This window comes from Streptomyces azureus (genome assembly GCF_001270025.1).
GTDB classification, from domain to species: Bacteria; Actinomycetota; Actinomycetes; order Streptomycetales; family Streptomycetaceae; genus Streptomyces; species Streptomyces azureus.
Genome location: NZ_DF968291.1, coordinates 42,854 through 57,187 on the forward strand (window position 1 = coordinate 42,854; position 14,334 = coordinate 57,187).

14 protein-coding genes are annotated in these 14,334 nt (G+C 72.0%); 8 read left to right on the forward strand and 6 right to left on the reverse strand.

The window, feature by feature from the left end; translation table 11 throughout:
• Positions 1-212: 212 nt before the first annotated feature.
• Together AOQ53_RS19080 and AOQ53_RS19085 are read right to left on the reverse strand one after the other, a co-directional pair.
• Positions 213-1,478: an ROK family transcriptional regulator gene (locus AOQ53_RS19080; protein WP_059418914.1), complete on the reverse strand. Its 1,266-nt coding sequence runs from the start codon at positions 1,476-1,478 to the stop codon at positions 213-215.
• 220 nt (positions 1,479-1,698) lie between these two features.
• Complete coding sequence (locus tag AOQ53_RS19085) at positions 1,699-2,367, reverse strand: ANTAR domain-containing protein (RefSeq protein ID WP_063888913.1); 669 nt, start codon at positions 2,365-2,367, stop codon at positions 1,699-1,701.
• A 135-nt stretch (positions 2,368-2,502) separates the two neighbouring features.
• Here AOQ53_RS19085 and AOQ53_RS19090 point away from each other — a divergent pair, with 135 nt between their 5' ends.
• Complete coding sequence (locus AOQ53_RS19090) at positions 2,503-2,853, forward strand: helix-turn-helix transcriptional regulator (protein ID WP_059418883.1); 351 nt, start codon at positions 2,503-2,505, stop codon at positions 2,851-2,853.
• Positions 2,854-2,893: 40 nt separating this feature from the next.
• Here AOQ53_RS19090 and AOQ53_RS19095 read toward each other — a convergent pair whose 3' ends face one another.
• Complete coding sequence (locus AOQ53_RS19095) at positions 2,894-4,150, reverse strand: D-arabinono-1,4-lactone oxidase (RefSeq protein ID WP_059418885.1); 1,257 nt, start codon at positions 4,148-4,150, stop codon at positions 2,894-2,896.
• 218 nt (positions 4,151-4,368) lie between these two features.
• Between AOQ53_RS19095 and AOQ53_RS19100 the strand changes: the two genes are divergently transcribed.
• Positions 4,369-5,376, forward strand: coding sequence for a hydroxyacid dehydrogenase (locus AOQ53_RS19100; RefSeq protein ID WP_059418886.1), 1,008 nt, complete (start codon positions 4,369-4,371; stop codon positions 5,374-5,376).
• A gap of 42 nt (positions 5,377-5,418) precedes the next feature.
• Here AOQ53_RS19100 and AOQ53_RS19105 read toward each other — a convergent pair whose 3' ends face one another.
• Both AOQ53_RS19105 and AOQ53_RS19110 read right to left on the reverse strand, forming a co-directional pair.
• Positions 5,419-5,757, reverse strand: coding sequence for a hypothetical protein (locus tag AOQ53_RS19105; RefSeq protein ID WP_059418915.1), 339 nt, complete (start codon positions 5,755-5,757; stop codon positions 5,419-5,421).
• Between the two features lie 50 nt (positions 5,758-5,807).
• Positions 5,808-6,470, reverse strand: a complete 663-nt coding sequence (locus AOQ53_RS19110) for a hypothetical protein (RefSeq protein ID WP_059418888.1) — start codon at positions 6,468-6,470, stop codon at positions 5,808-5,810.
• Between the two features lie 198 nt (positions 6,471-6,668).
• Between AOQ53_RS19110 and AOQ53_RS19115 the strand changes: the two genes are divergently transcribed.
• The 6 genes from AOQ53_RS19115 to AOQ53_RS19140 all read left to right on the forward strand — a co-directional run bounded on the left by AOQ53_RS19115 (position 6,669) and on the right by AOQ53_RS19140 (position 13,480).
• Positions 6,669-7,994: a radical SAM protein gene (locus tag AOQ53_RS19115; protein WP_059418890.1), complete on the forward strand. Its 1,326-nt coding sequence runs from the start codon at positions 6,669-6,671 to the stop codon at positions 7,992-7,994.
• Positions 7,995-8,230: 236 nt separating this feature from the next.
• Positions 8,231-9,721, forward strand: a complete 1,491-nt coding sequence (locus tag AOQ53_RS19120) for a cellulose-binding domain-containing protein (protein ID WP_059418892.1) — start codon at positions 8,231-8,233, stop codon at positions 9,719-9,721.
• A 206-nt stretch (positions 9,722-9,927) separates the two neighbouring features.
• Positions 9,928-11,034, forward strand: coding sequence for a ribosome small subunit-dependent GTPase A (rsgA, locus tag AOQ53_RS19125; protein WP_059418893.1), 1,107 nt, complete (start codon positions 9,928-9,930; stop codon positions 11,032-11,034).
• A gap of 72 nt (positions 11,035-11,106) precedes the next feature.
• On the forward strand, positions 11,107-11,502 hold the full coding sequence (locus tag AOQ53_RS19130) for a hypothetical protein (protein ID WP_059418895.1): 396 nt from the start codon (positions 11,107-11,109) through the stop codon (positions 11,500-11,502).
• A gap of 77 nt (positions 11,503-11,579) precedes the next feature.
• Entirely contained in the window at positions 11,580-12,998 is a 1,419-nt protein-coding gene (locus AOQ53_RS19135) for a bifunctional transcriptional activator/DNA repair enzyme AdaA (RefSeq protein WP_059418896.1), read from the forward strand.
• Positions 12,995-13,480 carry a methylated-DNA--[protein]-cysteine S-methyltransferase gene (locus AOQ53_RS19140; protein ID WP_059418898.1) on the forward strand — a complete coding sequence of 162 codons (486 nt, stop codon included), beginning with the start codon at positions 12,995-12,997 and terminating at the stop codon, positions 13,478-13,480. The genes AOQ53_RS19135 and AOQ53_RS19140 overlap by 4 nt, the downstream gene beginning before the upstream one ends.
• Before the next feature lie 51 nt (positions 13,481-13,531).
• Here the strand turns inward: AOQ53_RS19140 and AOQ53_RS19145 are convergent, their stop codons facing one another.
• Complete coding sequence (locus AOQ53_RS19145) at positions 13,532-14,014, reverse strand: DUF456 domain-containing protein (RefSeq protein ID WP_059418900.1); 483 nt, start codon at positions 14,012-14,014, stop codon at positions 13,532-13,534.
• Positions 14,015-14,334: the final 320 nt, after the last annotated feature.

The window sequence follows — 14,334 nt, forward strand, 5'->3', positions numbered from 1 at the left end:
TCCTTGTCTCGAGTGCGGCTGCGGCTCTTCGGCTCACTGCCTGATGGCTCACGAGCTGGCGGCTCGCGCCAGATGGCTCAAAGAGAGGTGCGGTGCGGGACGCTAGAGCTTCGGCTAAGGCTTCGGCAAGGGGTTGGACGAAGTCTGTTCGAAGCGTTGTGTCCGGTTCGCGATTTCGAACACGCAGGGTGGCGGAGGAGTTGCTTCCGCCGCTACGAGGGTGAAGCGGTGGTGCGGCTCCGCGCGGGGGTGGTGCTTCTGGCGAGGGTGGTGCGTTTGCCGTTCCTCTGCCCGGCGGTCTGGAGCGCCCCTTCGAGCGCGAACGTCGCCGCGCCCAGGCACACCGGGTCGGTGGGGATCGGGGAGAGGACGATCTCGGTGGCGGCCAGCGGTCGCGGCAGCGCGTGCCGGGCGACGGCCTCACGCACCTCGTGCAGCAGCGGTTCGCCCAGGGTGCGGGCGACCCAGCTGCTCAGCACGACGATCTCGGGGTTGAACAGGTTCACCAGATCGGCGACGCCGGCTCCCAGATAACGCGCGGTTTCATGAACGGCCCGGCGCGCCACCGGGTCGTCCGCCGCGAGCCCGCGGGCCAGGGCGTCGATGGTCGCCGTCTGGTCGTCCGGGTGCAGCAGCGCGCTGTCGGGGCCGATCTCACGCAGGTTCAGCATGATGCCGCGCGCGCCGACGTACGTCTCCACACAGCCGTGATTGCCGCAGCGACACAGGCGTCCGTCCAGGACCATCGTGGTGTGGCCCCACTCCCCGGCGCTGTTGCTCACCCCGCGGTGCAGCCCGCCGCCCAGGACGAGCCCGGCCCCCACCCCGGTCCCGAGGTTGACCACCACGGCGTCCCCCCGCCCGCGCGCGGCCCCGAACCACAGCTCGGCCACCGCGCTGGCACGCAGCGGGTTGTCCAGGTACAGGGGATAGGCGATGTGCTCGGTGAGCAGGTTGAGCAGCGGTACGTCGTGCCAGTCCCAGTTGGGCGCGTACTCCGAGGTGCCGGTGGCGCGGTCCACCTGCCCCGGCACGCTCACCCCGACCCCGAGCACCCGGGCGCCCTCGATGCCGGCCTGGGTGACCACCGAGCCGACCGCGGCGGCCACATGGCCCACCACCTGCTCCGGCAGGCTCTCGCCGGCGCGGACGTCCTCCTCGGCGCGGGCGAGGACGTTCAGTCCCAGGTCGAACAGCTCGACATGGACGTACGTCTCGGCGATATCGACGCCGATCAGCGCGCCCCCCGAGCTGTTGACCGCCACCAGGCCCCGGGGGCGGCCGCCGGCCGAGTCCTCGAAGCCGACCTCCGTGATCATGCGGAGTTCGAGCAGCTCGCCGACGAGTGTGGCGACCGTGGCGAGACTGAGGCCGGTGGCGGCCGCCAGCTCCTGCCGGGAGGTCGGTGACTCGGCGATGATCTGGCGCAGCACCTCGTAGCGGTTCGCGGTGCGGATGTCACGTGATGTGCGCTTCACCGGGGTGCCCATCCCTTCCCAGGCCGGCTCGGGCCGGGTCGACTTCGGCACCGGCGCGGCGCAAGGCTATGGGCTGCCGGGACTTTCGACAAGGGGTTAGGAAAGGGGCTTTATAAAGTGCGCTCCAGGTGAGGGCCGGTGGGGACCGGTGGTGGCTGATCGCAGCCTGATCACCCTGCCTCAGGTGATGTCTCGTTCCCGGGGCACGCCGGCGCCTCGCTCAGGGGGCCGTACTCGCGACGGCCGCCGCGAGTTGCTGCTGCACCGGCTCGGGCAGTGTGCCGCCGTGCACGGTGCCCACCAGGTCCCGGGCCAGATGATGCAGCTTGGTGTTGGTGTTCTGGGAGGTCCTGACCAGTACGCTCCAGGCCCCCTCGGGGCTCAGGCCGAAGGAGGCCATGAGGATGCCGCGGGCCAGGTCGATGGTCGGCCGGGTCTGCATGGCCCGTCGCAGCTGGGTGACTTCCGCGCGGAGGTCCTGGTCCTCGTCGCCCTTGGGCGGGCCGGGCTCGTCGGCGGCCGGGCGTACGGCGTCCTGCTGCGGGCCCCGGGCCGCGAACAGCTCCCGGGTACCGGTCAGATCGAGCAGGCGCTCGACCGCGGGGCCGCAGGAGCGGACAGTGACCGTCTTGCCCTCGTCGAGGGCATGCGTCCGCAGGTCGAGCAGCATGTTGAGCCCGGAGCAGTCGCAGAACCCGACCGCGTCCAGACGCAGGTCGATGCCGTTGCCCGACAAGGTGAGGGTGTCGTGCAGATCCGGCAGCAGCTGCCGGCTGCCCAGGTCGAGTTCGCCCCACACGGTGACGGTCATCCGGTCGCCGTCAGGTACGACGTCCATGGTCGCCATGCATGGCGGGATCGCCGTCACCGAGTGCGCAGTGTCCGGCATGGCCCCGTTCTCCCTTGTCTGTTCGCCGTGCCTCCGCCTTCCAGCGTTGCCCCTCTACCCCACACCCGTCAATCAATACACGAAACGCAGTACGTGTTTTTGAATGCGTGTACGCCTGGTCGGTAGACTTGGAGCATGGATGGAGTGCCCGAGCCACACACCGGATGGACGTTCCTCACCAACCATGCCCGGGTGCTGGCAGCCATCGCCGACAACCACAGTGCGCGTATCCGGGACATCGCGGCTCACTGCCGGCTCACCGAACGCGCCGTCCAGAAGATCATCGCCGACCTGGAGCGGGACGGTTATCTCTCCCACACACGGGAGGGCCGCACCAACACGTACCGGATCGACCCCGGCAAGGTGCTGCGGCACCCAGCCGAGGCCGGTCTGACCGTGGCGGCGCTGCTCTCCCTGCTCATCAAGGACGAGGCCGACCGCGCCACGACCCCCAGCGGCCCCGGCCGGCCGCACGCCACGACCTGACGCTTCGGCCGTCCACCACCGGACGGCCGGGCCCCTCCTGCTACGCGTCCGTCAGCACGTTCCGCACGAAGGCGTTGGCGAACGTCCCCTGCGGGTCCAGCTCCCGCGTCAGCGCCCGGAAATCGCCGAGCCGCGGATACAGCACGCGCAGGGCGGACGCGGGCACGGTGAACACCTTCCCCCAGTGCGGCCGCGCTCCGAACGGGGCCAGCGCCTCCTCGACCCGCCGCACCACCGGCAGCACCGCCGGTGTGTCCGCGACCCAGGTGAAGTGCGCCGCAACGGTGTCCCGGCCGTAGGAGGGGCTCAGCCACTGGTCGTCGCCGGCGACCGTGCGCACCTCGCAGGTCTGGAGCACCGGGGCGATGGTCTCCCGGAGCGCGTCGAGCGCGTGCAGCATCTCCACGGCGTGCCCGCGCGGCAGCAGGTACTCCGACTGCAACTCCGCCCCGCTGCTCGGGACGAACTCCGCCCGGAAGTGCGGCAGCCGCTCGTGCCACGGCCCCGGCACGCCGAACTGTTCGGTGCAGTTGACCGCGGGCATGCCCGGCACGGGATGCATCTTCTCGGTGGCGGGAGCGGCCCAGGGGAAGGCGGGCAGCGGCTGGTCGGAGCGCCGCTTGAGCCACACCTGCCGGAAGCCCGGCGCACCCCAGTCGGTGAACAGGCTGACGCTGTACCCCGTCGCCATCACGGTCTCGAACGTGCCGGAGTCCAGCCCCTGGAAGGGCAGTTCGGTGAACACGTGCTGCTCCACCTCGTACGCCGGCTCCAGGTCGAGGGTGAGCGCGGTGACGACGCCCAGTGCCCCGAGCGAGGTGACGGCTCCGCCGAACCGCTCCTCGTCCCGGCCTATGGTCACCGTCGAGCCGTCCGCCGTGACCAGCTCCACCTCGCGCACGACCGCCGACAGCGGGCCGTTGAGCACGCCCGAGCCGTGGGTGCCGGTCGCGACCGACCCGGCCACCGAGATGTGCGGCAGCGACGCCATGTTGGGTAGGGCCAGGCCCTCGCCGTGCACCCGGCGGGCCAGCTCCGCGTAGCGCACGCCGCCGCCGACCCGGACGGTGCGGGCCGCCGTGTCGACGTCCACCTCCGGGGGCAGGTCCGCCAGCGACAGCAGGACGCCCTCGGCGCCCGGCTCGGCGATCTCGTTGAACGAGTGTCCGCTGCCCAGCACCCGCACCCGGTCGCTGTCCGCGACGAGCGCGCGCAGCGCGGTGAGCGAGCCCGGCCGGTGCAGTTCCTTGGCCGCGTAGGTGATGTTCCCCGCCCAGTTGGTCACGGTCCCGTCCATCGCGTCGTCCTTCCCCGAGACAGCGGGGACCGGGAGAGCCCCCGCCGGAACCTACCTCGCCGTGCCGTTCAACGCTCCTTCCGTCCATTGCTCCTGCCACCCGGCGCGGCCTACCGTGGAGAAGTTGTAGAGAGCGGTTTCTGCCCCGGGCCGCCCATCCATGCGTGTCTCGCTGAACCGTCTCCCTCAGCGCGCCGCCGAGCCGGAAGGTCACCTCCTTGAGCCAGCGCCCCCAGGCACTGTTCGCCATGACCGCCGAGAACGTGCCGCAGGTCTTCCCGCCCGAGGTGCTGGCGCGGCTGCGCGAGTCGGTGGACATCGATCCGGCGCTCGTGGCGCGGGACTTCGCCGACCCGGGCGTGCGCGAGGCGCTGGCCCGGACCGAGATCCTGGTGACCGGCTGGGGCTGCCCCCGGCTCGACGAGGCGGTCCTCGACGCGGCTCCCCGGCTGCGCGCCGTGCTGCACTCGGCCGGCTCGGTCAAGTCCTTCGCCACCCCCGGAATCTGGCGGCGCGGCATCGCCGTCTCCTCGGCCGCCGCCGCCAACGCGCTGCCGGTCGCCGAGTACACCCTCGCCATGATCCTGCTCGCCGGGAAGGACGTCCTCGTCGCCCGCGACCGGATGCGCGCCACCCGCACCTCCTCCGGCTGGGGCGTCGTCCCCGGCATCGGCAACTACGGCCGCCGCGTCGGCGTCATCGGCGCCTCCCGCATCGGCCGCCGCGTCCTCGAACTGCTCCGCCCCTTCGATCTGCGGCCCGCCCTCACCGACCCGTACGTCGACGAGCGTCAGGCCGCCGCGCTCGGCGTCCCCCTGCTGCCGCTGGACGACCTGCTGCGCACGTCCGACATCGTCACCGTCCACGCCCCCGAGACGCCCGAGACCCACCACATGATCGGCCGCCGCGAGCTGGCCCTGATGCCCGACGGGGCGGTGCTGATCAACACCGCGCGCGGCGCCCTGGTCGACCACGACGCCCTCGTGGCGGAACTGCGCGCCGGGCGCCTGACCGCGATCCTCGACGTCACCGACCCCGAGCCGCTCCCCGCCGACTCACCCCTCTACGACCTGCCCGGAGCCTTCGTCACCCCCCACCTCGCGGGCTCCCAGGGCAACGAGCTGGCCCGCCTCGGGCTGACGGTCGCCGAGGAGGCCGAACGGCTGCTGGCCGGGGGGAAACTCGCGTACGCGGTCGACCTGGCGGCGCTGGAGCGCGGGGCCTGAGGGGGTAGTCGGGCGCCGGGGCCGGCGCAGGAGCCGATCTGGTCAGGGCCATGACCCCAGCGCGTGGCATGCCAGGACGGTGCAGAACACCAGTTGGACCGCCCCGGTGAATCGGTGCCCGAGCCGCAGCAGCAGGACGCCCGTCGCTCCCACTGCCAGGGCCAGGGCGCCGAAGCACAGCAGTGGCGCCCAGTCCGCAGGCAGTGAGCCGGCTGGTGTCTGCCCGGAGCCGGCGCCCATCCGGCCCAGCCCCCGTACCGCGAGCAGGAGGACCACCAGAAAGCCGGCCGCAGCGTCCGCCACCAGTACGAGCAGCAGGAGGCATCCCGCGGTGAGCGCGTCCCCTCCGTCGGAGTGCTGCCTGTCGGCACGTTCGGGCATGTCCATAGCGTCGCCCTCATCCTTGCGAAGCGGCATGCGCACGCTCGGGATCACAGGAGTTGGTACAACAGGGAGTCGCGCCCCCGGCGGCGACGGACATGGCCGCGCCGGCCCGCCAACACCGCCATCAACGTCCACGTCACCGTGCCGCCGACCAGGCCGCCCAGTCGGCCCGCGGCATCCACGTCATCCGCCTGCTCCATCGGGACCGCGCCCTCGGGGTCGCGAACGACGTCGAGCCGGTCACCCACCTTCGGAGCCCAGGCGTCGCCATCGAACCCCAGCTTCTCCTCCAGCTCCTTTCCGTCCGCGCCCCGGAGGGTGAAGCGATGGTTGCTGCTCGACGTGCCGGCCGCGGTGTCGGCCACGATCACCACGCTCTCGCGCACGCCGCGCTGTTCCAGAGCTGCCTCGGGCGCGTACCGGACGGCGCCGAAGAGGACGAACAACGCGGGCACCGCGGACAGTACGGCCAGCCACACGGCTCGATGGAGAAGAAGCAACAACAAGGCGAAGGCGATGCACAGGGCCACCCCGACCATGATGGGGACCGCCTCCGAGCCCGGGGTCAGGTACGCGAGGCCAGTGACGGCCGCCGCGGACGCCCCTCCGAACGCCACCACCCCGGCCGTTCGCCGCGCCGACTTCCACGGGTCGACGGCCAGGCCGCCCATCCTGCTCAGTGGTGTGATCCTGCTGCGTATTCCCGGCATCCCCGCTCCTTCGTACCCGCGGCTGTGGGCTCCGCCGCGAGCCGGCACGCTACAGGTCGTCAGGCCGCTGATCACGGTCCGGCAGTAACTTGCGGACATAAGGGGCATACGCCCGAGCCAGGGGGACCCGGTACCGGCCTCGCGCACCCATGGGCATAACGTGAGGAGTCGTACGTCCGAACCGGGAGGAGAGTCGGGATGGGCAGCGGCAGCCGTACCGCGCTGGTCGAGGATCTGATGGAGCGGTTCCCGCATGTCCCGCGGGAGGCCGTCTTCAAGGAGGACCTGCTCCGCGGCGGTGTGGCCTTCGACCCGTCCGCGCTCAGCGACAACGAGGGCGGCGAGGTCAAGCCGAAGTCGTACTTCATCTTCTCCTTCGACCACGGCACCCTGCCCGAGCTGGGCGAGGCCGCGCTGCGCCGGCCGCCCGAGGAGATCATCCTCACCGGCGGCCCGTACGACCTGCGCCGGACCGTCGTCTCGGTGCGCGTGAACCCGTCCTCGCCCTACCGCGTCGCCGCGAACGAGGACGGCGTGCTCGGTCTCTACCTCGACGGCAAGCGGATCTCCGACGTCGGCGTGCCGCCGATGCCCGAGTACTACCGGCACACCCTCGCGAGCGGGAAGTCGGTCATGGAGGTGGCCCCGACCATCCAGTGGGGCTACCTGATCTACCTGACCGTCTTCCGGGTCTGCCAGTACTTCGGCGCCAAGGAGGAGTGCCAGTACTGCGACATCAACCACAACTGGCGCCAGCACAAGGCCGCCGGGCGCCCGTACACCGGGGTGAAGGACGTCGAGGAGGTCCTGGAGGCCCTGGAGATCATCGACCGTTACGACACGGCGAAGGCCTCCACCGCCTACACCCTCACCGGCGGCGCCATCACCAAGACGGTCGCGGGCCGCGACGAGGCCGACTTCTACGGCCACTACGCCAAGGCCATCGAGGAGCGCTTCCCCGGCCGCTGGATCGGCAAGGTCGTGGCCCAGGCGCTGCCGCGCGACGACGTCCAGCGCTTCAAGGACTACGGCGTGCAGATCTACCACCCCAACTACGAGGTGTGGGACGAGTACCTGTTCAAGATGTACTGCCCCGGCAAGGAGCGCTACGTCGGCCGTGACGAGTGGCACAAGCGCATCCTCGACTCGGCGGACATCTTCGGCGCGCGCAACGTCATCCCCAACTTCGTGGCGGGCGTGGAGATGGCCGAGCCGTTCGGCTTCACCACGGTCGACGAGGCCATCGCCTCCACCACCGAGGGCCTGCGCTTCTTCATGTCGCACGGCATCACGCCCCGCTTCACCACCTGGTGCCCGGAGCCCACGACGCCGCTCGGCAAGGCCAACCCCCAGGGCGCGCCGCTGGAGTACCACATCCGCCTGCTCCAGGCGTACCGGCAGACCATGGAGGACTTCGGCCTCTCCTCGCCCCCCGGCTACGGTCCCCCCGGCGCCGGACGCGCGGTCTTCTCGGTCAGCTCCTTCATGGACAGCCTGCCGGCGGACGAACCCACCGCTGTTTGATAACGCTTCGATGACGTCGTGCATCATTGCGCTACGGCGTTGAGTCGCAGGGCGGTTGCACCCGTACGGCATACAGACGCCGGAGCCGTGGGGGGCACGCCGCCCTGTCGTGATATCCGAACAGGGCGCTTGTCAGTTGTGTGGGTGGCGTGAAAAGCTCTTGCCCTGCCTCGAGGTTCCCCCCAACTCCATTGCCAATACGGTGAGTTGACCTCGCTTGTGGATGCAGGAGACCCATGCCCGACCTGCCGACCCCTCAGGACGCCGCCGAGGCCGCGCTGTTCTCCGAGTGCTGGGACGCGGTCCTCGCCTACGCCGACCTGTGCACGTCCGGCTCCACCGCCGCCGCACAGCTGGGCCGCGAGGCGTTCGCACACGGCACACGTGAGGCCCGTGCGGCCGAGACCGGCCAGGTGCGCAGCGCCGGCCGCCGCGCGGTCCGGCTGCCCCGGATACCCCTGCTGCTGACCGCCGTACGCACTACGGCCGCGGCCTGGGAAGAGGAGGGGCAGGGCCACAAACTCGACCCCGACCTGCGCCTGTGGCTCAACTCGGACAAGGCCGCCCGCTACACCGGCCCGCCCCTGACGCGCCCGCTCGCGCTGCGCGGCCTGCGCGACCTCCAGCAGGCCGACGCGGAACTGCTGTGGCTGGCCGAGGTGGAGGCGCTGCCGCTGTCCGTGGTCGCCCGCCGCCTGGGCCTCGACCCGGCCACCGCCGCCGACGAACTCCAGCAGGTGCGCACCCTGTTCCGGGACCGCTGCCACCGCAACCACCTCGACACCCCGATGGACGCCCAGTGCCGCAGCTACGCCCGGCTGCTGGACGCCGTCACCCGCTCCTCCGCGGCCGACACGCCGGGCGACCTCTCCCGGCACCTCGCCACCTGCGTCCAGTGCGCCGAAGCCGCGGCCTGTCTGCGCCTGCACGGTGGCGGACTTCCCGGGGCGCTGGCGGGCGGGGTGATCGGCTGGGGCGGCCTCGCCTACCTGGAGCGCCGCCGCCGCGCCGCCGAGGTACGGCTCGGCGCCGGCCGCCCCGGCCCGGCGGACAAGGCGACCGGAGAACCCGAGGACGCGGAGCAGAAGGCGCGCGTCGCCCGCAACGGCCTCCTCGTCGCCGCCGTCCTGGTCTCCGTCCTCGCGCTCGGCGTCTCGATGATGCCGTTCGGCGGCTCCGGCGACGACCTCGGAGCACGCGGCGATGTCGGCCGTCAGCCGGTGGCCGACCCCAACCCCGACCCGCCCCTGCCGTCCGCCCCCACACTGCCTCCCGCGACCTCGAAGCCGGCCGGCAAGACAACCGAGGACACGAGCAAGTCGGAGAAGCCCGGCAAACCGGAGAGCAGTAACCGCCACACCGAACCGCAGGGCACCTCTTCTCCCACGGAGGGCGGCGAGAGCGAGAGCCCCGCCTGCCGGGTCGAATACGACCTGGTCAACCAGTGGCCCGACGGCTTCCAGGCCACCGTCACCGTCACCAGCAGCAAGTCCCTCGACTCCTGGCGCGTGTCCTGGTCCTTCCGCGACGGTCAGCACGTCGGCCAGATGTGGGACGCCTCCGTCTCCCAGGACGGCTCCCGCGTCACCGCCACCGCCGCCGACTACAACAAGTCGGTCGCCGCGGGCGGCGACCTGGCCTTCGGCTTCCTCGCCTCCTGGCGCGGCAAGAACTCCCCGCCGTACGACTTCACGCTGAACGGCCAGGACTGCGCGAAAAGCAGTTGACGCGACTCCGCCGTGACGGGATACCGTGACGGCGGTTCCACGAGGAGTCGAGGGATCACCAAGAGTCGAGGATCGAGGAGGTGTTGACCGATGGCTGTCATTGCGACGGGCGCTGCCCGCATCCAGGAATCCATCAAGTCCACCTCCGTGGCCGCCGGCTGACCGACCGACTGTCGGGCCGGGGGCCGACCTGGGAAGGGTCACCCTTGACTTCCAGCTCTGCCTCATTTGTCTTCTCCGCGCTCGCCCCCTACGGCTGGGACGACGCATGGGCGGACGAGTTCGCCCCCTTCGCCACCGAAGGACTGCTGCCCGGACGCGTGATCCGGGTCGACCGCGGGCAGTGCGACGTCGTCACCGCTGACGGCGTGCTGCGCGCCGACACGGCGTTCGTCACCCCGCACGACCCCCTGCGGGTCGTCTGCACCGGCGACTGGGTCGCCGTCGAACCCGGCGGAAACCCGCGCTACGTCCGCGCGTACCTGCCCCGCCGCACCGCCTTCGTCCGTTCCACCTCCTCCAAGCGGTCCGAGGGGCAGATCCTCGCGGCCAACGTCGATCACTCCATCGTCGCCGTGTCCCTCGCCGTCGAGCTCGACCTCGGGCGTATCGAACGGTTCCTCGCGCTCGCCTGGGAGTCCGGGGCGCAGCCCGTCGTCGTCCTCACCAAGGCCGACCTCGTGCCGGACGCCGCGACCGTCGCCCACCTCGTCCAGGACGTGGAGACCAGCGCGCCCGGCGTGCCGGTGGTGCCCGTCAGCTCCGTCGACGGGGCCGGGCTGGACGTGGTCGCGGCGATCGTCGGCGGTGGTACGTCCGTGCTGCTCGGGCAGTCCGGCGCGGGCAAGTCGACCCTCGCCAACGCGCTGCTCGGCGAGGACGTCATGGCTGTCCAGGCCGCCCGGGACGTCGACGGCAAGGGCCGGCACACCACGACCACCCGCAATCTGCTCGCGCTGCCCGGTGGGGGCGTCCTGATCGACACGCCCGGACTGCGGGGCGTCGGGCTGTGGGACGCCGAGACCGGCGTCGGGCAGGTGTTCTCCGAGATCGAGGAACTCGCCGAGCGGTGCCGCTTCCACGACTGCGCCCACGAGGCCGAGCCGGGGTGTGCCGTGCTGGCCGCCGTCGAGGGCGGCGACCTGCCGGAGCGGCGGCTGCACAGCTACCGCAAGCTCCTGCGGGAGAACCAGCGCATCGTCGCCAAGACGGACGCCCGGCTCCGGGCGGAGATCCGCAAGGACTGGAAGCGCAAGGGCGCGATCGGAAAGGCCGCGATGGAGGCGAAGCGCGGACCGCGCTGGCGTTCGTAACCGCGCCGCGCCGACCGGATATGATCAACGGCCGCCCGGGGGCGGGCACGTGTTCGGACTGAGGGGGACGACATGCGTTTCAGAGCTCTCGGTGCGGTCGCCGCCGCGCAGAACTGGCAGGCGGTGAGCACCAACTCCACCTGGCACTGCGGTGCCTACAAGACCCACAAGGTCTCCGGCAACGTCAAGTTCAAGGTCTGCGCCGTCATCAACGGCAGCAGGTACGGCCAGGCCGTCCTGGTCGTGCAGAACGCGGCGAGCGTGGCGGTGTCCATCGGTGGTGCGGTGAGCAGCAACTTCGGCAGCAACGTGGACTGCGCGAGCTCCACGCTGAACGCCGGCTTCACCCGCGGATGTCTCGCGCCGACCGTCCGTGTCGGCAACGAGTCGATCTTCGTGGTGGCCGGCCGGCTGCGGCTCAACGGGGTCGACGACTGGTACTACGACACCGAGTGCTACGTCCCGTAGTACCGAAGGGCGGCGTCCCGGGCGCCGTGTCCGATTTCCGCCAGCGGCACTACCGCCGGCGGCGGAGACTGGACAGCGTGAGGGACGCGGACACGAGGGAAGACCCCAGGTACGAAGCCGTGCGCAGTCGTGACGGGCGTTTCGACGGCGCCTTCTTCTTCGCCGTCGAGACGACCGGCATCTACTGCCGTCCGAGCTGCCCCGCCGTCACCCCGAAGCGGGCCAACGTACGGTTCTTCGCCACGGCCGCCGCCGCGCAGAGCTCGGGCTTCCGGGCCTGCCGGCGGTGCCGCCCGGACGCCGTGCCCGGCTCCGCCGAGTGGAACGTCCGCGCGGACGTGGTGGGCCGGGCCATGCGGCTGATCGCCGACGGCGTGGTCGACCGGGAGGGCGTCGCCGGTCTCGCCGGACGGCTCGGCTACAGCGCACGGCAGGTGCAGCGGCAGCTCACCGCGGAGCTCGGCGCCGGGCCGGTCGCCCTCGCCCGGGCCCAGCGGGCCCACACCGCGCGCGTCCTGGTGCAGACCACCGGCCTGCCGATCACCGAGATCGCGTTCGCGTCGGGCTTCGCCAGCGTGCGGCAGTTCAACGACACCATCCGGGCCGTGTACGCCTCGACCCCGAGCGAGCTGCGGGCCGCCGCAGCGCCGAAGAACGGCCGGGCCCGTCGTACGGCCACCCCGAACGCCGGGATCCCGCTGCGGCTCGCCCACCGCGGGCCGTACCAGGCCGGCCCCGTCTTCGACCTGCTGGAACGCGAGGCCGTGCCCGGCATCGAAGAGGTCGGCGGCCCGCCCGGCGCGCGCACCTACCGGCGCACGCTCCGCCTCCCGTACGGCACCGGCATCGTCGCCGTCGACGAACGCCCCGGCACCGTCCGGACCGGGTCCGGCGCCCACCCGGGCGGCTGGCTCGACGCCCGGCTGCACCTCACCGACCCCCGCGACCTGACCACCGCCGTGCAGCGGCTGCGGCGGCAGCTCGACCTCGACGCCGATCCCTACGCCGTCGACGAGCGCCTCGGCGCCGACCCGGGACTGGCCCCCCTGGTCGCAGCCCGGCCCGGCCTGCGCTCGCCGGGCACCGCCGACCCGGAGGAACTCGCGGTACGCGCACTGGTCGGCCGGGCGGAGGCGGAACGGCTCGTGCGGCGCTACGGCAAGGCCCTGGACGCCCCCTGCGGCAGCCTCACCCACCTCTTCCCCGAGCCGGCCGTCCTCGCCGGCGCCGAACCCGGCGGCACCCTCGGCGCGCTCACCGCCGCCCTCGCCGACCACGCCGTACGCCTGGACCCCGGCGCCGACCGGGACGACGCGCAGGACGCCCTGCGCGCCGTGCCCGGCCTGGACGCCCGCACCATCGCCGAGATCCGCACCCGCGCCCTCGGCGACCCGGACGTGGCCCCACCCGGCGCGGACGTCCCCGACAGCTGGCGCCCCTGGCGCTCGTACGCCCTGAACCACCTGCGCGCGGCAGGGAAGTGGGAGTTCCGATGACCTCGACGTACTGGACGAACGTGGCCTCCCCGCTCGGGCCGCTGCTCCTGACCGCAGCCCCGGACGGCGCCCTGACCTCGCTGTGCGTGCCCGGGCAGAAGGGCGGACGCGTGGTGCGGGACGACTGGCGGCAGGACCGGGGGCCCTTCCACGAGGCCGAGGAGCAGCTCGCCGCCTACTTCGCCGGGGAACTGAAGGAGTTCCGGCTGACGTGGCGCACCGACGGCTCCGTCTTCCGGGAGAAGGTCTGGGCCGCGCTGGACGACATCCCGTACGGCTCGACCGTGACCTACGGCGAGATCGCCGCGCGCATCGGAGCGTCCAGGGCGGCCGTACGGGCCGTGGGCGGGGCGATCGGCGCCAATCCGCTGCTGGTCGTCCGCCCGTGCCACCGGGTGATCGGCGCGGACGGGACACTGACCGGCTATGCGGGCGGCCTGGAGCGCAAGGTGCGGCTGCTGACGCACGAGGGTGTGCTGTAGGCGCCGAGGTGCGTTGGGGGCCGTTTTCCAGGCGTGTTCCCGGGGGTGCTCTCACGCCCCGAAAACGGCCCCCACCCATGCCGCCGCGATCAGCTGGCAGGTGAACAGTTCCACCAGCACGCTGGAGCCGCCCGCGCGCATCGCCGTGCGCAGGGCCGCGACGGCCTCGGCGTGGCGGCCGAGGCGGAGGCGTTCGGCGAGGTAGATACCCGCCAGGAAGCCGGGGATCGCGCCGAGCACGGGGAGCAGGACGAAGCCGAGGGCGGACCCCGCTCCGGCGTAGGACAACATGCGGTGGGTGGCGCCGCTCGCCCGCAGCCGCCGGGGCGGCAGGGCCCAGCGCACGCCCTGGGAGACCAACATCAGGACCGTGGCCCCCACCAGGACCCACCATGCGACGGGCTGCGGATCCTTCAGCGCCCACCACATGACCGCGGCCCACACCAGCAAGGATCCGGGCACCGCGGGCAGCAGCACTCCGTACAGACCGAGCAGGATGACCAGCCCGACCAGCAGGAGGTCCCACACTCCCATCTGACCAGACTGCCGGAACACGGGAGAAGGCGCAGGTCAGAAGCGTGGCCGTGGCCCAGACCCGCAGGTCAGCCGGTCGCGGCCGCCGATATGCCCTCATGACGCCCTCATATCGCATGACCGTTCTACGGCTCACTCGACGCGCCGTTCACGGGGCCGTGGAAGGCCGGTTTTTCCCCAAGCCCCGTTTTCATCCGGCCCGTGCGGTGGACAATCAGGGGCATGAGCCAGCAGGGGGGAAGGCCCACCGGTCCCGAGGACGACTGGTGGGGGCAGTTGTACGACGACTCCACCGGCGACACGGGCCCCGCGCCCGTACC

Bases quoted from the DNA above. Each gene is read 5' to 3' on its own strand.
- AOQ53_RS19120 (WP_059418892.1), top strand. From the start codon at position 8,231: ATGCCCGACCTGCCGACCCCTCAGGACGCCGCCGAGGCCGCGCTGTTC.
- AOQ53_RS19140 (WP_059418898.1), top strand. From the start codon at position 12,995: ATGACCTCGACGTACTGGACGAACGTGGCCTCCCCGCTCGGGCCGCTG.
- AOQ53_RS19090 (WP_059418883.1), top strand. From the start codon at position 2,503: ATGGATGGAGTGCCCGAGCCACACACCGGATGGACGTTCCTCACCAAC.
- AOQ53_RS19105 (WP_059418915.1), bottom strand. From the start codon at position 5,757: ATGCCCGAACGTGCCGACAGGCAGCACTCCGACGGAGGGGACGCGCTC.
- AOQ53_RS19085 (WP_063888913.1), bottom strand. From the start codon at position 2,367: ATGCCGGACACTGCGCACTCGGTGACGGCGATCCCGCCATGCATGGCG.
- AOQ53_RS19115 (WP_059418890.1), top strand. From the start codon at position 6,669: ATGGGCAGCGGCAGCCGTACCGCGCTGGTCGAGGATCTGATGGAGCGG.
- AOQ53_RS19110 (WP_059418888.1), bottom strand. From the start codon at position 6,470: ATGCCGGGAATACGCAGCAGGATCACACCACTGAGCAGGATGGGCGGC.
- AOQ53_RS19145 (WP_059418900.1), bottom strand. From the start codon at position 14,014: ATGGGAGTGTGGGACCTCCTGCTGGTCGGGCTGGTCATCCTGCTCGGT.
- AOQ53_RS19130 (WP_059418895.1), top strand. From the start codon at position 11,107: ATGCGTTTCAGAGCTCTCGGTGCGGTCGCCGCCGCGCAGAACTGGCAG.
- AOQ53_RS19095 (WP_059418885.1), bottom strand. From the start codon at position 4,150: ATGGACGGGACCGTGACCAACTGGGCGGGGAACATCACCTACGCGGCC.